This window comes from Sporichthyaceae bacterium, assembly GCA_036269075.1.
In the GTDB taxonomy this organism is placed as follows: domain Bacteria; phylum Actinomycetota; class Actinomycetes; order Sporichthyales; family Sporichthyaceae; genus DASQPJ01.
In genome coordinates this window covers 55,068-78,355 of sequence record DATASX010000085.1, presented here as the reverse complement: position 1 = coordinate 78,355, position 23,288 = coordinate 55,068, and the positions used below count along the sequence as shown (strand labels likewise).

The 23,288-nt window shown below is 71.0% G+C and carries 25 protein-coding genes; 11 read left to right on the top strand and 14 right to left on the bottom strand.

Annotation, left to right across the window (positions count from 1 at the left end; genetic code table 11):
• The first annotated feature begins 115 nt into the window (after positions 1-115).
• Positions 116-1,786, top strand: a complete 1,671-nt coding sequence (locus VHU88_15770) for an MFS transporter (GenBank protein ID HEX3613146.1) — start codon at positions 116-118, stop codon at positions 1,784-1,786.
• A 32-nt stretch (positions 1,787-1,818) separates the two neighbouring features.
• Here the strand turns inward: VHU88_15770 and VHU88_15765 are convergent, their stop codons facing one another.
• The 3 genes from VHU88_15765 to VHU88_15755 all read right to left on the bottom strand — a co-directional run bounded on the left by VHU88_15765 (position 1,819) and on the right by VHU88_15755 (position 4,279).
• Positions 1,819-3,201 (bottom strand): FAD-binding oxidoreductase, encoded by a 1,383-nt coding sequence (locus VHU88_15765; GenBank protein HEX3613145.1) that lies wholly within the window; start codon positions 3,199-3,201, stop codon positions 1,819-1,821.
• Positions 3,202-3,292: 91 nt separating this feature from the next.
• Positions 3,293-3,934 carry a hypothetical protein gene (locus VHU88_15760; GenBank protein HEX3613144.1) on the bottom strand — a complete coding sequence of 214 codons (642 nt, stop codon included), beginning with the start codon at positions 3,932-3,934 and terminating at the stop codon, positions 3,293-3,295.
• Between the two features lie 18 nt (positions 3,935-3,952).
• Complete coding sequence (locus tag VHU88_15755; GenBank protein ID HEX3613143.1) at positions 3,953-4,279, bottom strand: hypothetical protein; 327 nt, start codon at positions 4,277-4,279, stop codon at positions 3,953-3,955.
• Positions 4,280-4,613: 334 nt separating this feature from the next.
• Between VHU88_15755 and VHU88_15750 the strand changes: the two genes are divergently transcribed.
• Positions 4,614-6,680: a SpoIIE family protein phosphatase gene (locus VHU88_15750; GenBank protein ID HEX3613142.1), complete on the top strand. Its 2,067-nt coding sequence runs from the start codon at positions 4,614-4,616 to the stop codon at positions 6,678-6,680.
• Between the two features lie 5 nt (positions 6,681-6,685).
• Here VHU88_15750 and VHU88_15745 read toward each other — a convergent pair whose 3' ends face one another.
• Positions 6,686-7,330 (bottom strand): hypothetical protein, encoded by a 645-nt coding sequence (locus tag VHU88_15745; protein HEX3613141.1) that lies wholly within the window; start codon positions 7,328-7,330, stop codon positions 6,686-6,688.
• 258 nt (positions 7,331-7,588) lie between these two features.
• Positions 7,589-8,005: an SsgA family sporulation/cell division regulator gene (locus VHU88_15740; GenBank protein HEX3613140.1), complete on the bottom strand. Its 417-nt coding sequence runs from the start codon at positions 8,003-8,005 to the stop codon at positions 7,589-7,591.
• 474 nt (positions 8,006-8,479) lie between these two features.
• Here VHU88_15740 and VHU88_15735 point away from each other — a divergent pair, with 474 nt between their 5' ends.
• Together VHU88_15735 and VHU88_15730 are read left to right on the top strand one after the other, a co-directional pair.
• The gene (locus VHU88_15735) at positions 8,480-8,893 is read left to right on the top strand and encodes a hypothetical protein (GenBank protein HEX3613139.1); all 414 of its coding nucleotides are present in this window, start codon (positions 8,480-8,482) and stop codon (positions 8,891-8,893) included.
• A gap of 159 nt (positions 8,894-9,052) precedes the next feature.
• Positions 9,053-10,732 (top strand): glycosyltransferase, encoded by a 1,680-nt coding sequence (locus VHU88_15730; protein HEX3613138.1) that lies wholly within the window; start codon positions 9,053-9,055, stop codon positions 10,730-10,732.
• A gap of 65 nt (positions 10,733-10,797) precedes the next feature.
• On the opposite strand, the gene VHU88_15725 is transcribed toward VHU88_15730, so the two are convergent.
• Positions 10,798-11,067 (bottom strand): cytidylate kinase family protein, encoded by a 270-nt coding sequence (locus VHU88_15725; protein HEX3613137.1) that lies wholly within the window; start codon positions 11,065-11,067, stop codon positions 10,798-10,800.
• Positions 11,064-11,408, bottom strand: a complete 345-nt coding sequence (locus tag VHU88_15720; protein HEX3613136.1) for a cytidylate kinase family protein — start codon at positions 11,406-11,408, stop codon at positions 11,064-11,066. The genes VHU88_15725 and VHU88_15720 overlap by 4 nt, the downstream gene beginning before the upstream one ends.
• 95 nt (positions 11,409-11,503) lie before the next feature.
• On the opposite strand from VHU88_15720, the gene VHU88_15715 reads away from it, so the two are divergent.
• The 3 genes from VHU88_15715 (at position 11,504) to VHU88_15705 (ending at position 13,200) form a co-directional block, all read left to right on the top strand.
• Positions 11,504-12,205 carry an alpha-ketoglutarate-dependent dioxygenase AlkB gene (locus VHU88_15715; protein ID HEX3613135.1) on the top strand — a complete coding sequence of 234 codons (702 nt, stop codon included), beginning with the start codon at positions 11,504-11,506 and terminating at the stop codon, positions 12,203-12,205.
• 91 nt (positions 12,206-12,296) lie between these two features.
• Positions 12,297-12,458: a hypothetical protein gene (locus tag VHU88_15710; protein HEX3613134.1), complete on the top strand. Its 162-nt coding sequence runs from the start codon at positions 12,297-12,299 to the stop codon at positions 12,456-12,458.
• A 73-nt stretch (positions 12,459-12,531) separates the two neighbouring features.
• A complete protein-coding gene (locus VHU88_15705; protein HEX3613133.1) occupies positions 12,532-13,200 on the top strand; it encodes a haloacid dehalogenase type II in 669 nt (222 codons plus the stop codon).
• 24 nt (positions 13,201-13,224) lie between these two features.
• On the opposite strand, the gene VHU88_15700 is transcribed toward VHU88_15705, so the two are convergent.
• Both VHU88_15700 and VHU88_15695 read right to left on the bottom strand, forming a co-directional pair.
• Positions 13,225-13,503 (bottom strand): hypothetical protein, encoded by a 279-nt coding sequence (locus VHU88_15700; GenBank protein HEX3613132.1) that lies wholly within the window; start codon positions 13,501-13,503, stop codon positions 13,225-13,227.
• Between the two features lie 135 nt (positions 13,504-13,638).
• On the bottom strand, positions 13,639-14,775 hold the full coding sequence (locus VHU88_15695) for a zf-HC2 domain-containing protein (protein HEX3613131.1): 1,137 nt from the start codon (positions 14,773-14,775) through the stop codon (positions 13,639-13,641).
• A gap of 198 nt (positions 14,776-14,973) precedes the next feature.
• On the opposite strand from VHU88_15695, the gene VHU88_15690 reads away from it, so the two are divergent.
• Positions 14,974-15,615, top strand: coding sequence for an FMN-binding negative transcriptional regulator (locus tag VHU88_15690; GenBank protein HEX3613130.1), 642 nt, complete (start codon positions 14,974-14,976; stop codon positions 15,613-15,615).
• Between the two features lie 9 nt (positions 15,616-15,624).
• Here VHU88_15690 and VHU88_15685 read toward each other — a convergent pair whose 3' ends face one another.
• The 3 genes from VHU88_15685 to VHU88_15675 form a co-directional block, all read right to left on the bottom strand.
• Entirely contained in the window at positions 15,625-15,897 is a 273-nt protein-coding gene (locus VHU88_15685; GenBank protein ID HEX3613129.1) for a hypothetical protein, read from the bottom strand.
• Positions 15,898-16,252: 355 nt separating this feature from the next.
• Positions 16,253-17,302 carry a lipase gene (locus tag VHU88_15680; protein HEX3613128.1) on the bottom strand — a complete coding sequence of 350 codons (1,050 nt, stop codon included), beginning with the start codon at positions 17,300-17,302 and terminating at the stop codon, positions 16,253-16,255.
• A gap of 58 nt (positions 17,303-17,360) precedes the next feature.
• Positions 17,361-17,534, bottom strand: coding sequence for a hypothetical protein (locus tag VHU88_15675; protein HEX3613127.1), 174 nt, complete (start codon positions 17,532-17,534; stop codon positions 17,361-17,363).
• 176 nt (positions 17,535-17,710) lie between these two features.
• Between VHU88_15675 and VHU88_15670 the strand changes: the two genes are divergently transcribed.
• Complete coding sequence (locus tag VHU88_15670; protein HEX3613126.1) at positions 17,711-19,144, top strand: sigma 54-interacting transcriptional regulator; 1,434 nt, start codon at positions 17,711-17,713, stop codon at positions 19,142-19,144.
• A complete protein-coding gene (locus VHU88_15665) occupies positions 19,141-21,099 on the top strand; it encodes a VWA domain-containing protein (protein ID HEX3613125.1) in 1,959 nt (652 codons plus the stop codon). Before VHU88_15670 ends, VHU88_15665 begins: the two co-directional genes overlap by 4 nt.
• Before the next feature lie 121 nt (positions 21,100-21,220).
• Here the strand turns inward: VHU88_15665 and VHU88_15660 are convergent, their stop codons facing one another.
• Positions 21,221-22,054, bottom strand: coding sequence for a hypothetical protein (locus VHU88_15660; protein HEX3613124.1), 834 nt, complete (start codon positions 22,052-22,054; stop codon positions 21,221-21,223).
• A 221-nt stretch (positions 22,055-22,275) separates the two neighbouring features.
• Here VHU88_15660 and VHU88_15655 point away from each other — a divergent pair, with 221 nt between their 5' ends.
• Positions 22,276-22,593 carry an Lsr2 family protein gene (locus tag VHU88_15655; protein HEX3613123.1) on the top strand — a complete coding sequence of 106 codons (318 nt, stop codon included), beginning with the start codon at positions 22,276-22,278 and terminating at the stop codon, positions 22,591-22,593.
• 44 nt (positions 22,594-22,637) lie between these two features.
• On the opposite strand, the gene VHU88_15650 is transcribed toward VHU88_15655, so the two are convergent.
• Positions 22,638-22,916 (bottom strand): hypothetical protein, encoded by a 279-nt coding sequence (locus VHU88_15650; protein ID HEX3613122.1) that lies wholly within the window; start codon positions 22,914-22,916, stop codon positions 22,638-22,640.
• Positions 22,917-23,288 lie beyond the last annotated feature (372 nt).

Below are 23,288 nucleotides of genomic sequence, written 5' to 3'. Positions count from 1 at the left end.
AAGCTCGGCTGCCGGCGTCCAGCGGTCGGTGTCCAGTCCCAGGCGATTGTGAGAAAGTTTCCTGCCGTTCCCGATGGTCGGCCCGCGGACGTGTCCGCCGATCCGGAGGTGACGGATGGATGCACAGCTCGCCCCGGCCCGGTCACCTGACCGCGCGCGCCCGCAATTCGTCGCGTTGCCGCGCAGCTGGGCCCCGATTTCCGCGGCGGCGCACTGGGAACCCGACAAGGTCCATCGTCGACGCTGGGCGACGTTGGGCGTGATGTGTCTGTCGCTGACGTTGATCGGTCTGGACAACACCGTCCTCAACGTGGCGCTGCCGACGTTGGTGCGGGACCTGCACGCCACCGGCAGCCAGCTGCAGTGGATCGTCGACAGCTACACGTTGATCTTCGCCGGGCTGCTGCTGACGGCGGGCACCCTGGGCGATCGCTTCGGTCGGCGCCGCGCACTGTTCGTCGGGATGACGATCTTCGGCTTGTCCTCGTTGTGGGCGGCATGGGCGGCCGGCGCCGACCAACTGATCGCGGCGCGCGCGTTCATGGGAATAGGCGCCGCAGCGATCATGCCCGCCACCCTGTCGATCATCATCACCGTCTTCACCGACCCCGCCGAACGGGCCAAGGCGATCGGTATCTGGGCCGCGGTCGCGGGCCTGGGCATCATCGGCGGGCCGTCGCTGGGCGGCTGGTTGCTGATGCACTTCTGGTGGGGCTCGGTCTTCCTGATCAACGTCCCGGTGGCGGTCGGCACCGTGGCGCTGGGTCGGGTGCTGGTACCGGAGAGTCGCGACCCCGCGGCGCCACGCGCCGACCTGATCGGGATGGCCTCCAGCGTCGCCGGGTTGGCCGCGCTGGTCTGGGCCTTCATCCAGGCGCCGGTCCGGGGCTGGACCGACCCGTTGATCCTGCTCCTCATGCTGGCCGGAGCCGGTGTGCTCGTGGTCTTCGTGCTGTGGGAACGGCGTACCGCGGCGCCGATGCTCGACATGGGGTTCTTCCGGGACCGCGACTTCTCGGTCTGCTCGGCCGTGATCAGCCTGGCCTCGTTCGCGCTGGTCGGTGCGCTGTTCTTCCTCTCCCAGTACCTGCAGTTCGTGCTCGGTTACAACGCTCTGGGCACCGGTGCGCGCCTGCTGCCGTTCGCGACCATGGCACTTGGTGCTCCGCTCGGCATCGTCCTGTCCCAGCGGCACGCGACGAAGTTCGCGGTCGCGCCCGGTCTGGCGGTGACCAGCCTGGGCCTGAGCCTGATAGCGACGATCACCCCATCGGACGGCTACCCGAAACTCGGGCTCGCGCTGGGCATCATCGGCTTCGGGGTCGGCATGGCGATGGCTCCCGCGACCGACGCGGTGATGGCCTCGCTGCCGGCCGAGAAGGCCGGGATCGGCTCGGCGGTCAACGACACCGCGCGACAGGTGGGCGGGGCGCTGGGCGTCGCGGTGCTCGGCAGTCTGCTGGCGGCCCGTTACGCGGACGGGTTGTCCGGGCAGCTCGACGAGACGACCGTCCCGGCAGCGGCCCGTGGCGGAATCGGTCAGACCCTGGCCTTCGGCCACGACGCCGCCGGGGCGGACGCGGCCGGCGTCGCCGGTGCGGCCGCCACCTCGTTCGTGCACGCCATGGACGTGACCGTCCTGGCGGCCGCCGGGGTCGTGATCGCCGGAGCTGTCGTGGCAGCGGTCTGGCTTCCGGCCAGACAACCGCGACGGGCGAGCGTTCTGACGACTGGTCAGCTCTTGTCCGGACTGCTGGTGGCTGCGCCTGCGCAGTTCGACCTGTGAGCTTCTGACGGCGCGTCAGTCAGCGTCCTGGGTCAGGGGACGAGCACACCGGGGTTGAGCACTCCGGTGGGATCGAAGGTGTTCTTCAGCGCGCGCCACAGCTCGAGCTCGGCCGGGGTCCGCACGAGCGGCAGCCATCGGCGCTTGGCCCGGCCGATCCCGTGCTCGGCGCTGATCGACCCACCGTTGGCCGCCACCAACGTGAGCACGGCGTCGTCGAGGTCGTGGTCGTCCGGGGCGGCGCCGGTGATGTTGACGTGCACGTTGCCGTCCCCGACGTGCCCGAACAACCACAGCTGGGTGTGCGGCCACCGGTCCCGCAGGGTGCGCCGCAGCTCGTCGACGAAACCGGCGAGCCGGCCCAACGGCAGGGCGACGTCAAGTTTGTGGGCGCTGCCGACACGACTGATGGCCTCGGTGTGCAGTTCGCGGTAGGCCCACAGGCGTCGACGACCCGGCGGGTCGATCCCGACCGCCCCGTCCAGAACCCCGAACAGGCGCCCCACGCCGTACTCCAGCGCGGCCTGCGCGTCGCTCGCGTCGTCGCGGGCGGTGAACTCGGTGAGGATCGCGGCACCGAACCGGTTCGGGAACGGCTTGGCCAGTTCCATCCGGTCGCAGACCAGGTCGATGCCGCTGGGCAGCAGCAGCTCGACGGCCTCGCAGGCCTGTTCGCGACGCAACACGGTGGCGGCCGCGACGGCGGCCTCGAGGTCGGCGAACGTCAGCAACGCCACCGCCTGACCCAGCGGTGCCGGCAGCAGCCGCAGTCGGGCCGCGGTCACGACAGCCAACGTTCCCTCGCTGCCGCACACGATTCCCGGCAGCCAGTAGCCGGTGTTGTCGCGCAGCGGACCGTCGAGCCGGGACAGCACCTGACCGTCGGCCAGGACCATCTCCAGACCGAGAATCTGCGCCCTCGTGTCGCCCAACCGTCCGGCGCGCAGGCCACCGGCGTTGGTCGCGATCGTGCCGCCGACGGTCGCCGAGCTGCGGCTGGCCAGGTCCACCGCGTACCGCAGGCCGTGGCGCGTCGCATGGGCCGCCAGGTCCGCGATGGTCACCCCCGCGCCCGCCGTCACCTGCGCCAGGTCGCTGTCCAGACGCACCGAGTTCAGCCTGCGCAGATCCAGGACGACGCCACCGTCGGGCACCCCGCCGGCCACCAGACCGGTGTTGCCGCCCTGCGGCACCACGGAAATCCCGGCCTGCTTGCAGCGGGCCAGGACCGCGGCCACCTCGGCGGTGTCCGCCGGGGCAATCGCCGCCGCCGCGGAACCCCGAAAACGTCCGGTCCAGTCCTGCACGTGGCCGGCCAGAGCGGCCGGATCCGTGCGCACGAAGCGCGGGCCGACCACATCGGTCAGATCCGCGAGCAGGCTCCCCGCTCCCGCACCTGGGACCACCGTCCCCACCCGCCATTCCGCTCCGGACGCCGGGACCTTCCGAGCACCGTTGGCATCGATTGTCGCCATCGAGCCGCAGGTCTGCGCCCGAAACGCGTTCTCAGGTTGCCGCCGGACGGAGTTCGACGGCCCGCCAGCAGTACCAGGCGACCACGCTGCGGTAAGGGCGGTAGGGCTCGCCGAGCAGTTCCAGAGCCTTCGGGGTCGGGGTCGGCACCGACCAGGCGAGCCCGAATCCTTTGCGCACGCCCAGGTCCCCGATCGGCCACACGTCCAGCCGCCGCAGTTGGATCATCAGGAACATCTGCGCCGTCCACGTGCCGATGCCGCGGACCGAGGTCAGCCGCTGGACGATCTCCTGGTCGCTCTCCCGGGCCAGGCCGGCCGGGTCGAGCACGACCGTGCCGTCCAGCACCTTGGCCGCCAGATCCTGCACGGACGCGATCTTGGCGGCCGACAGCCCCGCGGCCCGCAACGCCTCGGTGGGCAGACCCAGCAGGGCCTCGGGGGTGGCCTCGCCACCGAGTGCGACCAGCACCCGGCCGTGGATGGTCCGCGCGGCCTTACCGGCCAGCTGCTGGTGGGTGACGGCACGTACCAGCGTCGCGAAATGGGTCTCGGTCGAGGTGGCCACATCCGGCAGGCCGCACTCGGCGATCAAACCGGCGATCACCGGGTCGCGCGCGCCCAACTCAAGGGCGGCCTGCCGGTAGGTGAGCCGGCGGGCACGGGTGGGCGGCACGGTTTCGGAGGATACGGCTCAGCCGAACGAGATCGACGGCCGCCGGCGAGACGGAACGGGCAACGGGGGCGGCGCGGGCGGCCGCGGTTCGGCCGGACCGGGGGCCGGGTCGTTCGCGTCGGTGTCCCATCGCCCGCCGCGCAATTCCGCGACGCCGACCAACTCGCCGATCTCCACGCTGATCTGCCCGACCGGCTCACCGGTCAGGTCGTGCACCGCGCGGGAGAACCGGGCCTCGACCTGGTCCAACCGCCGGCAGTGGACGCGGACCACCGAGGCCACCGGCAGGGTGGTCACGAGCCAGGTGCCGTCGTCCCACTCGCACCGCACCGTGTAGGTGCTCACCGGCTGCCTCCTCTCCGCGACTGCGTCCGGAAGTTCGGATTGATCTTGGATGGTGGCGGTGCGAACCGGTGCAGGACAACCCGTGTGCGCGGGCCATGGGCATCTGTTTCCCTGCCAGGCTGGGCATTTTGCCTGCCCGAGCGCTCGACAAATCCGTCCCGTCATCGCACCGAGAAGCGGGTTCCGGGCACTCGACGCGGGTCGGCGTGGACGGTCGGTTGACCTCGATCGACGGCCGGATGGACCCGACGTGGCCGATGAGTGAACTGGCCCTTGGGGCCCCGTTCTGCGCCCATTACCCCGGATTCGGCCGTCTCCCTCGTAGGCTTGGGGCGTGGCTGGCGACCTCCCGCGCGACGTCGCGGCAGCTATGGCCGCGGGGGGCCGGACGGGCCTGCCCGCGGCGCGCATCGACTGGGACGCGTACCCGGCACCGGTACGCACCGCCGTCGGGCTGGTGCTGAGCGCCCCCTTCCCCGCGGTCGTCTGGTTCGGCGGGCCCGCCGCGTGGCACCAGGTCCACAACGACGCATGCCACGCTCTGCTCGGCGATCGGCATCCGCTGATGGCCGCGGGCTCGCCGGTCGAACCGGCGTTCCGCGGGCTGCTGGACTCGGTGAGCCAGACCGCGAGGTCGGCGTCGGTCGCGCTGCCGGCGGCCGAGCCGGACGGTGCCGCACAGCGGGAGTCGTCCCTGGTCACCGTGCCGGTCTTCGCCGAGGACGGCACTGTCTGCGCGGTGTTCGGCACGATCAACGAGCTCGCCGGGCCGGCCGTGCGACTGGCCGGCCTGCGGGCCGCGTTGGATGCTGCCGGACGCGAGCCGGACGTCGCGGCCGCGTTCCTGCGGTGTCCGGAGGCCTGTGCGGCCGCCGACGCCGTCGCGCTGGGGACCGTCGTGCCGGACGAGGGCACATTGCGGATCCTGTTCGTCGGAGACATCCCGACCGAGCAGCGCGACCGGTACTTCGCCGTCGCCCTGGACGCCCCCGGACCGATGGCCGAATCGGTGCGCACCGGGCGCATGGTGGTCGTCACCGACACCACCCAGGGCCATGCGCTGCATCACTCGGTGCTGTCCGATTTCGCCCATGTGCTCGGCACATTGGTGTTCAACCCGCTTCGGGATCAGGCCGGTCAGTGCATCGGCGCCCTGACGCTGGGCTGGTCGCGGCCGCGGTCGTTCTCCCCCGTCGAACTCGCCGACCTGACCGCCGCGGTGGCCTTGGCCGGACCGGCCCTGGCCCGGGTGCGGGCGGTCGACGAGGACCGGCAGGCCGCCGCCGAACTGCAGACCCTGTTGCTCGACCTCGACCGGTCCTCGACCACGGCGGCGGTCGCCGCGGCCCACCGGCCGGCCGCGTACGGCGCCGGGCTCGGTGGGCACTGGTATCTGGCCGCGCCGGGCGCGACCGCCGACCGGACCGCGTTGGGCGTCGGGGAGGTACCCGGGCAGGGACTACCCGCCACTGCTGCCATGAGCAGGCTTCGCACGGCGCTGGCCGTGGCCGCGGCTTCGAGCGACGGCCCCGGTGCCGTCCTTGACGTGGTGTCGGCCCACGCCCGCACCGTGCGCGGCGCGGAAGGCGCTTCCGTCGTCCACGCGGTGCTCGACTCCGCGACGTACAGCCTGGAATACGCTTGCGCCGGACACCTGGGTCCGTTGCTGGTCGGGCCCGACGGGCGGACCGAGTACCTGACCGGGGGACGCCGGCCGGCGCCGGCCGCTTGGTCCCCGGGCGACCCGGCGGGATCTGCCTACGCTGAGTTGGCGCCAGGCTCGCTGCTCGTGCTGTTCACCAGCGGCCTGGTGGCCCGGCCCGGCGAAGCGGTCGATGCCGGCTCGGCCCGGTTGGCCCGCGCCGCCGCCGAGTGCGCCGTGCTGCCGGTCGGGGCGGTCTGCGCGCACCTGCTGGAGCGCATGTCCGGGCCCGAGGGATTCACCGACGAGGTCGCGCTGCTGGCCGTGCGCCCGCCCGGGGTGACGTCGCACAGCTTCGTCCAGGTGATGCCGGCGACGACGGAGCAGGCCGTCGAACTGCGGCACGCCCTGGGCGTCTGGCTGGAGCCCCACTGTGCGGACGCCCAGGTACGCGGCGGGATCCTGATCAGCGTCGGGGAGGCGCTCAGCAACGCCGTCGACCACGGCACCGACCCGGACCGACCCGCCACGATCAGCATCGAGGCGTTCCTGCACCCCGACGGGTTGGCCACTACGGTCAGCGACTGCGGGCGCTGGACCGGTGACTCCTCGGCGAGCTTCCGGGAGTCCGTCCGCGGTCGTGGCCTGAAGCTGATCCACGCATTCAGCAGCCGGGTCGAGACGGTGCGCGACGGACACGGGACCCGGATGACCATGCATCACGCCCTGAGCCGCCACCCGGCCGACGCCCACGCCTAGATCGCTCAGTGGTGCGGGCCGGCCACGATCTCGACCCGGTCGACCAGGGCGTCGTCGTCGAGGCTCGAGTCCAACGACCAGCCCTGGGCGACGACCGCGACGCTGTCGCCATGCCGCAGCAGCTGCTTCCACTTCAGGCCGGGGCACGGTCGCGTGTTGGTCGGCGGCAGCCGGTGCCGGAACGGGTGTCCCGGCGCGATCGTGCGGACGGCCAGGTCGGCGTCCTCGCCGAAGTTCGGCATGTCCGCGTAGCGCTCGGCGTGGTCCTGTCCAGCCACCACCACGCCGGCGGGGTTGAGCACGACGACGCGCGCGAACCCGTGGGACAGCGCGACCGGCTGGTCGGCGCTCAGCTCGTAGGTGACCCGGGGGGCGCCGTGCCGGCCGGTGGTGACCCGGACCACCCGCACGCTGACCCCGTCAAGGCTCTGGCTCAACCCGGTCGGCAGGGACTGCCCGCAGCGGAATTCCCCGACCGCCGCGACCGGCGCCGGGGCCGGGGTCCCGGTCACGGCAGGGCTGTCGTCGGGCCGAACCCACGGCTGCGGTTGGGCGTCGGAAGCGACCCGGTGGTCGACCAACCCGAACGTGGGCAGCGACACGACCACCGACAAGGCGGACGCGTAGACCAGACCGGTCCAATTCACCACGTCCGCGAGCCTAAAGCGCATCCGGGCCGTAGCGGGTCGAATCAGGCAAAGGACCGGTTCGCACACCGTCTCGGGCGGACCGAACATGCAGGCAGAGGTGCGACAGCGCACCCAAAAAGGCGGGCGGCGGACCTCCCCAGGTCCGCCGCCCGCGACTTGCTTCTGATCATTGACGACCGGCCACCCCTGCCCGATCGCCCCGCTCGGTGTTGCACCTCACCCGCGCCGGTCTCCCCAGGCCGGCCGCGCGAGGTTGTGTCAGCAGCCCGCCAGAAGATCTGCCAGAGCTGCGTCCACGTCCAGGTGCTCGGTCTCCGACCCCACCGGAACCGAGCAGTACGACTCCTTCAGGAACTGCGCCAGCTCCTGCGCCGGCACCTCCAGGACAGCCTCTCCGTCCGGGCTGCTCAGCGCCAGCCGGACAACCGCCGACCCGTCCTCATCGAGGCACGGGTGAACCCGCACGTCGCCCAGACCGGCCGGCCGCTCCAACCCGTCGGCCACCAGATCCCGCGAGAAGGTCCAACCGACGACGTAGTCCCCGGCCGTCATCTGCAGGTGGACCGCGAACGGCTCGCTCGGCTCGTACCGGAAGGTGCTGGGAACCGTCCACGCGCACCCGTCGCCGACCACCAGGGTCAGCTCGATCCGGCTGATCGTCGGGTGCAGCGTCACGTCGGTTCCTTTCACCAGGGTGGTCTCGAACTTGCTTGCTCCGCCTCGCTGGGACAGTTGTAAGACCGCCCGGCGCCCGGCTGCAATGCTCGGCTCCGAGCGCTGACCTTGCCCATTGCCGAACGTATAAAGCCTCCTGCCAGTTTCCTCGGCACCGGCCCCGACGCCCGCCCCGCCCGGTTTGGTACCGGACCAAACCGACCCTTCCTGGACACCTCGTACGCCCCGACCGGGGCGCAGGGCGGGGCGGCCAATCGGACCAGCCGTCCACGAGCCGACACTTTCAAGATCACGAAGGCCGGAAGAGTTGACTGAACCTTGGCCGATGTGGGCTCAGCGATTGACACGACCGCCGCGCCGAGCGTCCACGCAACCGCTGCGCCAACGCATCTGACTGTGCGTCAGTTATCGTTCCGCAATGGGCGGAACGAAATCCCCGCAACGACATCGGCCGCAACGCATCATGGACGAACCATGCGCCGCGACCGATCCACCATCAGCCTCCCCGTGCCGGGGCAGGCCGGGATCACCGCGCGGATCATCGGGACCGAGCAAGCGCTGCGCGAGGGCCGCGGGAAGGTCATCCTCTGCCAGACCGCGCACGAGCCCGCGCCAGTCCCGGTACAACTTTCCGACCTGTGGTTGTGCGACGACTGCGAGCTGGTCTGGAGGCACGCGGACGCGACGTGCCCGGGCTGCACGAGTCGACGCACCCTGCGGCACGCCCGCTGGCAGCTCGGGCGCCGGATCTACCTGCTCCCGGTCGGCGCCGGACACAACCGTCGATATCAGGCAACCGTCGCCGAGCTGCGGCGCAATGCCCGCTCGCGTGGAACCCGGGCACCGTGGCGGTTGAGCCGCCCCGCGCCGAAGCCCAATCCCGCCTGATCTTTCGGACATTTGCGGGCGGTACCGGAGGATCCCCTCTCCTGTCGTTCACTCCTTCGGCTCTGCCGGGATCCCCGTTCGTCCAGCCTGCTCTTAGCTTCGATCCGTACTGAGGAGGACCTTCGGTTCTTCTCCACGCGTGCAGATGGGAGTCCACCGATGGCGACGGTCGGTCTGGCCATGATCGTGCGGAACGAGTCGCAGGTGATCGAGCGCTGCCTGGCCTCGGTCCGCGACCTGATCGACCATTGGTTGGTCGTCGACACCGGGTCCACCGACAAGACGCCGAAGCTGGTGCACGAGTGGTTGGACGGGATCCCCGGCACCTTGCACCACCGGCCCTGGGTGAACTTCGGGTACAACCGGACCGAGGTGGTCCAAGCCGCGCGCGTCTGCGCCGACTACACCTTGGTCATCGACGCCGACGACGTCCTCGAGACCCCGCGGGGCTTCACCTGGCCGGAACTCGACGTCGACGTGGTCGTGCTCGCGCACCGGTTGCAGAACCTCACCAACCGCCGGGCGACGCTGCTGAGCACTCGCCTGACCTGGCAGTACCAGGGCGTGCGCGACGAGGTCCTGCAGGCGCCGCACGACGTCAGCTGGATCATGCTGCCCGACGTCTCGGTCCGGGTTGGCATCGACGGCGGCCGGACGCGGGGCCTGACCCGGTCGGAGGTGCGGGCCGCCGACGCCGTCGCACTGGCCGACGCGGTCGCCCGCGACCCGCGCAACCCCGGCGTGGCCTACCACCTGGCCCGCGCGCTGCGCGACAGCCACCAGTACCAGGCCGCGTTGGACGCCTTCCGGAACCGCGCCGGCATGGGCGGCAACCTCGAGGAGATCGCCGACTCGCTGCACGAGGTCGCCCGGCTCCTGCAGTTGTCCGGCGTCGACCGCGAGACCGTCATCGCCGCGTACCTGACAGCGTGGAACGAGCGGCCCACTCGCGCCGAACCGCTGATCGCGCTGGCCGCGTTCGCCCGCGAGCAGGGACTGCACTCCGTCGCCCGCATGGCCGCGACGCAGGCACGCGAGATCCCCCGCCCGGACGACAGCCTCTGGATCGACGAGGACGCCTACAGCTGGCGCGCCGACGACGAGTACGCGAGCAGCACGTTCTGGACCGGGGCCTTCGCCGAGTCTGCCCGGACCTGCCGGCACCTGCTGGCCGGCCACATTCTGCCCGCCGAGCACCGCGACCGCGTCGCCGCCAACCTGGCGCATGCCGAGCAGCGACTTGGCGTGGCAGGCACGGAATCCGTCGACGAGCCGGTCAAGCAAGCGCCCGCGGCCGCGCCCACCAGCGTCGAGGAGGCGCACGAAGTGCCCCGCCCCCGCGACGCCGAGGAGGACATGCTCCCGGCCGCCGTCGAGGCGGAGGTCGAGTACGAGTTCGACGACTCGATGTACGACGAGGCGGAGCTCGAGGAAGAGCTGCTCGAGGACGAGCTGCTCGAGGAGGAGCTGCTCGAGGAGGAGCTGCTCGAGGAGGAGATCCTCCAGGAGGCGGAGCTCGAGGAAGAACTGGTCGAGGACAAGTTGCTGGACGAGGTGGCGCTCGACGACGAAGTGGTCGACGACGCGGTGCCCCAGTTGCTCGACCTCAACCAGGGGATGCTGGACGAGGACCTACCGGTGGAGCCGGTCCGGACCCGCCCCAAGCGTCCGGTGGCCGCCGCGCCGACCGCCGCCGCGCCGGCTGCCGCGCTTCCCGTGGTGAAGTCGCAACGAACGGCCAACACCGTGGTCATCCGGACGTCCCGGATCCCGCTCACGCCCGCCCGCAAGGCCGCCGCGGAGGAGACCCGGGCCAACGGCCGGCGGCGCGGCGCCTGACCCGAACGCCGGATAGCCGCTGTCGCAAGGCAACTGACGTCCCGCCAGGCAGCTGAGGCGGGGCGTCAGGTGAGCGCCAACCCGACGACGACCGCCGCCGCGGCGGCGGGCTCCAGGTGGTCGGTGTTGAGCACGATGTCGTAGTGGTGCGGCTGCTCTACGCCGACCTCGTAGAAGCGTTTGAGGTAGTCCGCGCGGTTGGCGTCGAGCTTCGCCAACTGCTTGGCGTCCTGCGCCAGCCGTCCGGTGCGGGTCTCGGGCGACGCGGTGAGGAAGACCCGTAACGTGTCCCGACGCCCGCGCAGCGCGAACGACGCGGCGTGGGCCACGATCACGACCCGACCCGACCCGCGTCCGCGACCTGGCCGATGGTGGCGCGGATGAGATCGCGCAGCGCGGCCTCGGCGGGGGTGCCGTCGAGCGGTTCGGTCACGAAGGCGCCCAGGGTGGCCGACGCGGCCGTGCCGGGGCCGAGCCGGTCCAACAAACGGATGATCGCCGACTTGCGCCGCTCGACGTCGGCGACAACCGCTTGGTCCAACTGCGCCTCGCGCGCGGCCAGGGCGACGATCTCGTCGTCGACCATCCGGTAGCCCAACCGCTGGGCCACCAGCGGACCTACCTGCTCGCCGCCGGAACCGTCCACGGCGGACAGACACACGACCTGGAACGACATGGTCGCGACCCTAGTGGGCCGGGCCTGGAAAGCACCCGGCCCGACCCGACGAGTTGATTCGAACAGGTGTTCGACTTTGTGTTATCGTCCCTGGCATGGCGGCGTCGAGCCCGTACGTGCAGGTGCCGGGGCGGGGAAAGGTGTGGCGGCCGGAGGGGAAGCCGGCCGACGCCCCCGCCCCAGCCATGCAGGGCTCGCTTCTGGACCTGGCCGAGGAACCGACGTTCGGCCGCCTGGGAGACACGGTTCAGCGCCGACCGTTGACCCGTGGCGCATGGGCGGACATCCGCCGGTCCTGGGTCAGCGGGTCGGATGAGTTGTTCACCCTGTTGAGGGACCGGGCGCAGTGGCAAGCAGAACGGCGGCAGATGTACGACCGCGTGGTCGACGTGCCGCGGCTCAACTGCTACCTCTCCGCGGCCGACGTGTGGCCCGACCCGTTCCTGCGCGAACTGCAGACCGCGCTCAACGCGCACTACCGCGACGCCGACCCGTTCGTCACTTGTGGCCTGGCCTACTACCGCGACGGCCGCGATTCCGTGGCCTGGCACGGCGATACCTTCGGTCGAGGCAGCACCGATGACGTCATGGTCGCCATCGTCTCCCTCGGCGCACCACGCGCGTTCATGCTGCGCCCGCGCGGTGGTGGCCCTGCACTGCGGTACGACGTCGGCCACGGCGACCTGCTGGTCATGGGCGGCTCTGCCCAGCGGACCTGGGAGCACGCCGTCCAGAAGACCGCCCGAGCGGTGGGGCCGCGCATCAGCATCCAGTTCCGGCCCCACGACGTCGGCTAAGACCCGCGCCGATTGCGCAGGAGCCCTCCGGGGAAGATCATTTGGCGAAGATCACGCCGGCCAGGCGTGGACGGGACCGAGGAGCAGCGCCATGAGACTTCACCGGTGGCAGGGTCGCTACGGCGCAGCGGTGACGCACCACCACCGCTACGAGCATCACACCGACTGGAGCGGCCTGTACGCGACCTGGTACGGCGGCGGCGGCTGGGGCAGTTGGGACGATGACTGCGACTGTGGCTGCGAGTGGTGGTAATCAGCCCGGTTGAGGCAGGCTCGACCGCCCGCCTGACGGGTCGTCATTTCGCTCCCGAGGAGAGAGATTCTCGATGGCCCTTCGCGCGGTGGCTTTCGACGTCAACGAGACCCTGATCTCGCTGGAACCGTTGGGTGCCCGGATGGAACAGGTGGGGCTGCCGGCGGCGGCCGTGCAGGCCTGGTTCCCCCGCACGCTGCTCTACGGCTTGGGGATGTCCGTCGCCGGCGACTATGTGCCGTTCCCGCTGGCCGCAGCCGAAGCCTTACGGGCGGTCAGCGGGTACACGCTGTCCGAGGAGGCGGTGGCACACGTGCTGGGCGGCTTCGCCGACCTGCCCGCCCATCCCGACGTGCAACCGGCCATGCAGCTGTTGGTCGACGCCGGGGTACGGATGATCTGCCTGACCAACGGCGCCGCGCCCGCGGTCCAGGCATTCCTCGACCGCTGCGGGCTGGCCGGCTACATCGAAGCGGTGGTAGCCACATCCGAGGTGAACGCCTGGAAGCCGCCGGCCCGGGTCTATCACCACGGCGCGGCCCGCCTGAACCTGAGCCCGGATGAGGTCGCGTTGGTGGCGGTCCACGCCTGGGACTGTCACGCCGCCAAACGAGCCGGCCTGCTCACCGGTTGGGCGTCCCGGGCCGAAGGCGGATACGGGGAGATCTTCACGCCCCCCGACGCGAGCGGCGCCGACCTCGTCGAGGTGGTCGAAGGCCTGCTGGCCCTGCCGAACCGCTGACGTTCGGGGCTGTCTTGAGGCCGCTCAGGCGACGGCGCGAGCCGTGTAGGCGGCGACGGCTTCGTCGAGTGCCTTCGCGATCGCCCGAACGGTCTCGGGGGTGAGCACGATCCGGGCCACGTTGCAGCCGGTCTTCATCAACGCGAGCGCATCCATCGAGCGGTCGGCACTGGGCTGCACCGCTTCCATGACGATGTCGGCCCGGCCCAGGTCGTCGGCGACGATCGAGACGGAGATCGACTCCTCGATCTCGACCGCCCACCGGACGGTGGACGCGAGGCGAACAGGCGGGTGACTGGCCATGAGCTCAGCGTGGCCGATCGAATTCCCTTTCACAGCCGATGCAGAGAAGATCACCCGTTCGACCGATGCCGGCAGAGTGAACGGGCAGCATCGAGGCTGCGAAATGACCTGACTGGACGATGACCTGACTGATGGTCACTTTTGCGGTTCTGCACCAGCCACGGCGGCATCGGGGTCCTCGGGCGGGCGCGAGGCCACGGTGGATGTCTGGACCTCGGGCCGCTCGACCTGCTGCGACCAAGGGGATTCCCGAGCCGTGACCGGTCCGCTGCGGTCGCAGCGGCCGTAGAAGACGTATCCGGTCACCTGGTCCGGGTTGTCACTCTCGACGACCACGACGGTGGCCCGGCGATTACCCCAGAATCCGTCATCACCGGCGATCGCCCGGCGGCCGACTCGGGCGGCGCACTGCAACACCCGGGCCTTCAGGTCGACCGATGCCGGTGCAGCGGTGACCGGTTCGGGTGCGGTGTCTCGCGCCAGCAGGTCCATCACCCCGGATGCGAAGTTGTCCTGGTCGTACACCGCGCCCGAATGCGTCACCACCGGCGGTTCTGTCTCGCGGCCGGGACGACGCCGGTGCGCGGGCTTCCTGGCGCGCTTCGGGATCAGGTACCTCGGAAGACCGTCGGCGCCACGCACGATCTCCACGCCGTCGGGCCGCAGGACCTTTGTCGCGATCCGCCTCGCCCGACCGGGAATCTTCTCGGCAGCACCGGCCGGGACGTACATCGTCCCGCTGCCGCGGGCGACGTAGTAGCCGTGCGCGTCAGCCACCGCGTCGTCCGGGATGTCGAACACCTGGGCGGCGTAGGTGACCACCGGATCCGGGCCACCGCCGGCATCTGGGTGGCCGACCTCGCTGCCGTGGTCGCCGACGGTCCGGATGCCGAATGCCGTCCCGCCGACGAGCAGGACCACGGCCGCGGCAACGGTGCTCATCCGCCGTGCACCCGTCGCCAGAGCCCGTCGTCGGGAGGCAACGGCGACGCACAGGGCCCCGGCGGGCGCGAGCAGCAGTCCGGGCGACACCGGTTCGGTGACCGCCAGTCGGGCGAGGTTGGCGTGCAACCGGGTGACGTAACAGGCGGGCATGACGCCCGGATCGGCATCGGCCAGAATCCGCGACACCGACTCCAGCAACGCAGCGGTGCCTCGGCATTCGGCGCAGCCGAGCAGATGCCGCGCCACCCGCCTGGCCTCGAACTCACTGAGCAGGCCTTCGGCGTGGTCCGCGATGGTCTCGACGGGCACATGGTCATCCCGCGTCATTCCCCGCAGCTCCGCTCCCCCCTCGAGGCGTCGGCCACGCCGGACACGGCTACGCGCCGGGGTGCGCCGAAGGCCCCAAAGGGCACAACGCCGACATCACCTCAGATTTGACGCAGACCGGACAGATCCGGTTCCAACTCACCTACCGTGATCCAGCACGCTGTCCGCGGCGATGTCGAACATCCGGAGGTTGGTGCTGTGTACATTCCGGCGCACTTTGCCGCGGACGAGGCGACCGTGCATGACCTGTTGCACCGGGCCCGGGCGGCCGACCTGGTGACCGCAACCGAAACTGGGCTGGCGGCGACGATGCTGCCGTTCCTGCACGACCCGTCCGTCGGCGAGCACGGCGTGTTGCACGGGCACGTGGCCCGCAACAACGACCAGTGGCGCCGACCGGCCCTGGGTGAGGCCCTGGTGATCGTGCGCGGTCCCGACGCCTACGTCTCCCCCTCCTGGTACGCGTCCAAAGCTGAGCACGGGCGGGTGGTGCCGACCTGGAACTATCTGACCGTCCACGTTTACGGCCGCCTGATCGTCCACGACGACGCGGTCTGGCTGCGAGACCTGGTCACCCGCCTCACCGAGCACCACGAGGCGGGCCGGCCCAGGGCCTGGAGCGTGGCCGACGCGCCGCCCGGGTACATCGCGGGCCAACTGCGCGCCATCGTGGGCCTCGAGATCGTCATCACCCGCATCGAGGCGAAGGCCAAGCTCAGCCAGAACCGCCCGGCCGACGTCGACGGCGTGATCAGCGGCCTGACCCAGGACGGCGAGATGGCCTGCGCGGCGGCCACCGCTGCCGCGAACGGTCGAGCCGAGCGGTTGGAGCCCTCCTGACGGACTCGATCAGTCCGAGTCGTTCAGCCTGCGCGCCAGGTGTTCGGCGAAGTCACGGGACAACCCCGTGATCTGAAATTCCCCGGTCGTGATCGGGTCCATGACCGTCGGGGCGGACAGCAGTTGGCCGTCGACCACGATCGCCAGCTCGTGCCCGACCTCATCGCGGGTGACCCGGGCGAACTCCCGGCGTTGCCGGGGGTTCAGAGTCAGGTCCACCTCCCAGCCCCCACCGCCCGGTTGCACCGAAGCATGCGCCGCCATCGGCCGACGGACGGTCATCAACAATCGCTGCAAGTGTTGACAGTCGTCGCTGTACGGGCCCCGCACCACCGCCCCCGGCCGCGCCGACGTGCTCACCGTCGGCGGACACGGGCTCGACTTCGAGTGCCACAGCGTCACCCCCGCCGGATACCCCCCGCCGGGGCCGGCCAGGGCTTGCGCAGCCGTGGCCACGAATCCCACCGACGCGAGCGAGGCGGCCGCCAACACCGCCGACGCACGCGCAGAACCTCGGTTCATCCGCATCCGGTCCCCTCCGGTCCGCCAAAGCCGCAAAAGCTGACCAACGTCCCAGAAGCGTACGGATCACCACGGCGGCCCGCAGCGGATCTTCAGAGATCATCCCCAGCGAAGTTCACCGGCCGGAGATGTCCGAACAGCAGTGCCTCTCTGCCATCGTGTAGGGCTTGAGTGCAGGCTCGGTGTTCACCCGAGGATCTGTGGCGAGCGAACTCCCGATCTTCTTCCAGGCGCCGCTCAGGTCGGCGGCGAAGCCGATTGGGTCGACGCCAGGCATGAACACCTCGCTGCATACCGATTTCGGGACCCGTCGCGGGTCAGCCGGACCGGAATGGTCGAGTGCGTCCATCGCCAACGCGTAGGCGACCGGGTCCCAGGTGCCGACCGCGATGTGATCGGCGGTGTCGGTCGGGCAGAGGTCCTGCACGGCGACGTTCGTGATCTCGCCCGGCCCGTGCAACGACGTGCTGCCCTGGTCGTCCAGGTTCGGTTGCACGATCTGGTCCAAGTGGGTGTAGATCGCGGTGTAGGAGATCTCGGGGAAAGTCTCCTGGTAGGAGTTCATCGCCTGCACGAAGTTCGACCCGATGGCCTGCTGCCAGATCGCAGGTGCGCAACCGGAGGTACACAGGGGTCCGGCGATCACGGTTCCGTGGTTGGTCGCGCCGAAGGCGACATAGTCGTCGACCATGCCGCGCAGGTCCGGCCAGAAGCGCAACGCGAACCGTGGCACCGCGCCACCTTGGCTGTGTCCGAGCACCTGGACCCGGCGCCCGGTACGCGCGTGGATCGCACGGATCGCATGCACCACGTACTCCGCGGCGATCTGGATGTCGCCGGTGGTGTCGAACGGCAACGTGACTGCGCAGTAGGGCCGACCGAGTTTGTCCAGCGCCCGGAACCAGTTCCACGAGTAGTTGTCCGTCGGGTTGACCGTGGTGCCCGGCACGAACAGCACCGTCTCTCGACCGGCGCCCGCGCTCGATGTGCACGACAGCGCTGCTGCCAACTGGTCTTCGGGTACCGACAACGCCGGACCCGGCCGGTCGAGCGGGGCGAACCCGCCCGCAGTGGCCGATGCTGCCGGCCCCGGCGCGACGACCAGGATCGTCAGTGCCACTGCTCCCGCAGCGAGGACGGCGATGCGGTCTCGGTACCTGCGCATGTCGGGGCACCTCCACCTCGGTCGAGCGAACTCCCGGAAAACAGCTTCTGACCGTCCGTCAGTTCTCGCGTGACGTCGAGGTGCGGTCCTCGGGGGGCGGTTCGCGTTCGGCGACCGGGCAGGGCATCGGGCCCAGCCGGACCACGTGTCCCCAGCCGCCCAGCAGGCGCCTTCGGATCTCCACCCCACAGTGCGCGCAGAAGATGCGCTCCCCCGCCATGTCCGCGAGCATGCCGCGACCGCACGCCTACCACCAGCCCTCCACGACGACTGCGGCGCGCCGCGCGCCGAACGGCCGCTGTTCGACGCGCGACACGCGGCCCTCGACTGTCGAACCCGCCCCGGAACCACTTGCAGGCACAGGTTTGCGCAGTGCAAGAAATCCGCGCGCGGCCTAGATTCGTCGTCATGAACGCTGCTGCCACCTCTGGCCCCACCTCTGGTCCCACCGCGCGCACCCTCGGCGAGCTGCGCGAGACCGGCCACGTGTTCCGTCCGATCAAGGCCGAGTTGCGGGCCAACCTGCTCGCGCGGCTCGCCGCAGGCGATTCCCGATTCGCCGGCATCGTCGGTTTCGACGACACCGTGCTGCCGCAACTGGAGCGTGCGCTGCTGGCCGGCCACGACATGGTGCTGCTCGGCGAGCGGGGGCAGGGCAAGACCCGGCTGGCCCGCACCCTGGTGTCGTTGTTGGACCCGTGGACCCCCTACATCACCGGCTCTGAACTGCGCGAACACCCCTACGCCCCGATCTCCGTGCACAGCCGCCGGCTGGTGACGGAACTGGGCGACGAGCTACCGATCTCCTGGGCGGCCGCGGAGGAGCGGTACGCGGAGAAACTGGCCACCCCGGACACCTCGATCGGCGACCTGATCGGGGACGTCGACCCGGTCAAGGTGGCCGCCGGACGCAGCCTGGGCGACCCGCAGACCGTCCATTACGGGCTGGTCCCCCGCGCCAACCGCGGCATCTTCGTGGTCAACGAACTGCCGGACCTGGCGGAGCGGATCCAGGTCGGTCTGCTCAACGTGCTCGAGGAGCGCGACGTGCAGATCCGCGGCTACGCGCTGCGGCTGCCGCTGGACCTACTGGTGGTGGCCACCGCGAACCCGGAGGACTACACCAACCGCGGTCGGATCATCACCCCGCTCAAGGACCGGTTCGGCGCGGAGATCCGTACGCACTACCCGGTGGAGCTGTCCGACGAGTTGGCGCTGGTGCGCCAGGAGGCGGACTGGACCCTGCTGGAGGCCGACGCCTCCGAGCTGCCCAAACACCTGCTCGAGGTGCTCGTCCGGTTCACCCGCGCGGTACGCAACTCCCCTGTCGTGGACTCCCGGTCCGGCGTCTCGGCGCGGTTCACCATCGCTGCCGCGGAGACCGTCGTCGCCTCGGCGCAGCGCCGGGCTGCGCTCACCGGGGAGACGGCGGTGGCGCGGGTTGCCGACCTGCCCTGCATCGTGCCCACCCTGCGCGGCAAGGTGGAGTTCGAGGCCGGCGAGGAGGGCCGCGAGTTCGACGTGCTGGCCCATCTGCTGCGCAAGGCCATCCACGAGGTGTTCCGTGCCCGGTTGGGCGGGGCGGACCTGGTCGGCTTCATCGAGCGGATCGCCACCGGGGAGCCCGTCGCGTCCGGCGACCTGACCCCGGCCGCGGACCTGTTGGCCGCGTTGGGACCGGTGCCCGGGCTGGGCAAACTGATGAGTCGGTTGGGCATCGGTGAAGCGGAATCGCCCGGGCACGCCGCGGCGGCTGCCGAGTTCGCGCTGGAAGGGCTGTACCTGGGCCGCAAGATCTCCAAGCAGACCGACGCCGGCCGCACCACGTACTCCGCGGCATGAGTCGGTATCGGTACGGGGCCTTCGACGACGGCCCGGATCCGCTGGCCGCGCCCTACGACGTCCGGCATGCGCTGGACGCCCTGGGCGACGGAGTACTGCGCGGGGACCGTCCCGGCGACGCGCTGCGCGATCTGCTGCACCGCGGCACGGAGGGCCGGCGCGGGCTGAACGACCTGCGCCGGCAGGCGTTGCGCCGGGCCAAGCAGCTGCGCAAGCGGGGCCGGGCGGACGGCACACTGGAGGAGGTCCGCCGACTGTTGGACACCGCGATCGGGCAGGAGCGCGCGGCGCTGTTCCCCAACCCGAGCGATGACGCCCGGTTCCGCGAGGCCCGGTTGGACGAGGTGCCGGCGGAGACCGCGCGCGCGGTGGCGGACCTGCGCGAGTACGACTGGCAGTCCCCCGAGGCCGCCGCGACGTACGAGTCGATCCGCGACCTGCTGCGCCGCGAGGTGCTGGACAGCCGGTTCGCAGGCATGAAGCAGGCCCTCGGTCAGGCCACCCCGGAGGACCTGGCCCGGGTGAAGAACATGCTGGCCGACCTCAATGAGATGCTCGCCGCCGACGACCGCGGGGAACTGACGCAGGATCAGTTCGACGAGTTCATGGGGAAGTACGGCGACTTCTTCCCGGACAACCCGGCGAACCTGGCAGAGCTCGTCGACTCGTTGGCCCGACGCATGGCCGCGGCGCAGCGGCTGATGGATTCCCTCACGCCGGAGCAGCGGGCCGAACTGGCGCAGCTCGCCGCCGGGGTGTTCGACGACTTGGGCGTGGCCGCGGAGATGAGCCGGCTGACCGATGCCCTGCGCACCCGGCGACCGGACCTGGACTGGGACGAGGGATCGCGGCTTTCCGGCTCGGAGCCGTTGGGACTGGGCGATGCCACCACCGCGCTGCAGGAACTGGCCGACCTGGAGGAGCTCGCCTCGACGCTCGGGCAGGAGTACCCCGGCGCGGACCTGACCGACGTCGACGACGAAGCGGTGCGCCGGGCGCTGGGCCGGGGCGCGCTGGACGACCTGGACGCGTTGCGCCGCATCCAGCGGGAGCTGACCGAACAGGGCTGGATCGACCGCGTCGGCGGGCGGCTGGAACTGACGCCGAAGGCCATCCGGCGCATCGGGCAGACCGCGCTGCGGCGGGTGTTCGCCTCACTGTCCGCGCAGCGGCCCGGCGGCCACGACATCCACTCCGCGGGTGCCGCCGGCGAGACGACCGGGGCCAGCCGGGCCTGGCAGTTCGGCGACGCGCAACCACTGGACGTCGTCCGCACGCTGACCAATGCAATCCGGCGCGGGGGCGCGACCGAGGACGGCATCACGTTGGACGTGACCGACTTCGAGGTGACCGAGACCGAACGCCGCGGCCGCGCCGCGGTCTCCGTACTCCTCGACTGCTCGTACTCGATGGCGCTGCGCGAGACCTGGGTGCCCGCGAAGACCACGGCGTTGGCGTTGCACGCACTCATCACCGGCATGTACCCGGCCGACGCGGTGCAACTGGTCGCCTTCTCCCGGCACGCCGTCGAGATCACCCCGACCGACCTGGCCACCCTGGAGCCGGACTACGTGCAGGGCACCAACCTGCAGCACGCGCTGCTGCTGGCGGGCAAGTTCCTCGACCGGCACCCTGGCACCGAGCGGATCGTGCTGATCGTCACCGACGGGGAGCCCACCGCGCACCTGATGCGCGACGGTGGGGTGTGGTTCGACTGGCCACCCTCCCGGGAGACACTGACCCTGACCTACGCGCAGGTCGACGCGATGACCCGGCGCAGGGCGCGGCTGTCGGTGTTCTCCTTGGACCCCGACCCGCGGCTGGCCGAGTTCTGCGACGAGGTCGCCCGCCGCAACGGCGGCCAGGTGTTCGCACCGGATCCCGCACGGCTCGGCGACTACGTGGTCAGCGACTACCTACGCCGCCGCAACCGCGGCACCCGCCGGGCAGGCTGACGTGGGCGGCTCGACGAGGTAGGCGTCGCGGGCGCACGCCCGCGGTGGGCCGGAGCAACTGGTGTTCGAGCAGGCTCCGGTCCCGGTGCCCGGGCCCGGCGAGGTCCTGGTGAAGGTGCGGTCAGCCCAACGCCTTCGGGTCCTTCGCGTTGGGGGGCATCGCGAAGACGACCCGCGTGTGCCATCGCCCGCCGTTGTCCTGGACGACCGAACGTGACACCACACACGGCCCGCGCACGGCCGCGCCGGCGCAGTCCGGAAGCACGCCGTCGAAGACCCCGCCGCTTCCGCCGAGGGCGAACCCGGGTCTGGTGTCGAACCGGTACGGCGCTTCCAGGCAGACCTGCTGAGCCGCCGCCGTGGCCGTCGCGTCGGCGCGGGAGGCCGCGCGACGCAGCGTGAAGGTCGCGGTCTTGCGGAAACGACGGCCCGCGGACGGGTCGGTGAAGCCGAACTGGGCCCAGTTCACGAAGGTGCTGCGGTAGCCGGGGCAGGCCGGCCGATCGCCGCCCCCGTCGCGCGTGGCGAACAGCACCGGGGCCCCGCCGGTGTCCGCCTCCACCGCCGAGGCCCCACCGCCCTGCGAGCTGGCCGTCAGGTCGAACAGTGCGTCGGACAGGTCGACGCTCACATGGCACGTACTGGAGCAACGAGTGGTGTCGGACGCCGGGCCGAACAGGTCGGAGTACTGCGGGTCGGTGTTCTGGTTCGGGTCCCCGCTGGCCGGGCCCGGACCGTGGTGACAATCCTGCGCCGGATCGGCACCGCGCACCGCGACGGAGGCCAGCCGCATCTGCTGCCTGACGCCCGGCTCGCTGGGCGGTTCGGAGTTGCGCGGAGCCGGCGGCGGCGGTGGGGAGCACGTGTTGGTGAGTGCCGCGGGCGTGCCGGGTTCGGCTGCGTGGGTTGCGGCCATGGCGGCCGCACCGGTCGCGGTCGCGCCGATTGCAAGCACCAGGGCGGCTCCGCTTCGCAACAGAGGTGAGTCGGCCGCTCGGCTCCGGGTGGACTTCATCGAGGCTCCGCCTTCCCGCGGGCTCCATCGCCCAGTCGGGCGAATCATCCCGGCCGGAGGGTTCGGGTGGACCGAAGGCGCGCCGAGCACCCCGCGCAGGTGCTGCCGCAATCGCCGCGCGGCGAAGGGCGAACGGCGCGCGGCGGGAGGAGACTGGGGCCATGGCCACCAGGACGATCACGCAGATCCACGACGACGTCGACGGCAGCCCGGCGGCCGAGACTGTCGCCTTCGGCCTCGACGGGGTGCAGTACGAGATCGATGTCTCGGAGCGCAACGCCGAGAGACTCCGCAAAACCCTAGCCCGCTACACCGCTGCCGCACGGCGCATCGGCGGGCGCGCGAAAGGCACCGCGAAGGTCGACCGGGAACAGAGCGCGGCGATCCGCGCCTGGGCCAGGACGCACGGCTTGGACGTGAACGAACGCGGACGCATCCCGATCGGGATCGTTGAGCAGTACCACGCCTCGGGACGCTGACCGAGGCCCGCAGCGACTGACTGATCGTCAGATGTGCGGGTGGCTCAGGTGGCGGTGCGAGCCGAGTACGTGACGACGGCCGCCTCGATCGCCTTGGCGATTGCCTTGGCGGTCTCGGCGTCGACGACGAGTCGGGCCACGTTGCAACCGCTCTCGAGCAGAGCGAAGGCATCCGCCGGACGGAAGGCGCTCTCCTGCACGGCCTCGATGACGATGCTCGCCCGGCCTACCTCGTCGGTCATGACCGAGACGGAGATGGACTCCTCGAAGTCGATGGCGCACCGGATCGTGGTCTCGGCGACGACAGGGCTGCGATCGGTCATGCATGTGAGGTTAGGCAGCCCGAGTCGGGTTCACGCCGGATGCGCGGAAGATCAACCGTTCGTCCGACCCGTCCCTCAATCGACCGGACGAGCAAGTACGGTCAGGGCAGAGATCGGGCGCAACCCCTGGTGGCACGGGAAGGCAGGCCGGTATGCAGTCGGCGCCCGGCACACCGGACGGGTCGGGCCCGAGCCGTTCGGTCGTGATCCTCGGCCCGCTCTGCCGTCGCATCAACGGCACCGTTCTGCGCCTGGCCGGCCGCGCCGGACGACGGACCGCTTCCTGACCCGACGTCAGATCCTGCTGCGCCACGTCGGTAGCGCTCGTAGATCTGCAGTACGGTCGCGGCAGCACCCCGGCCGGTCCGGCGG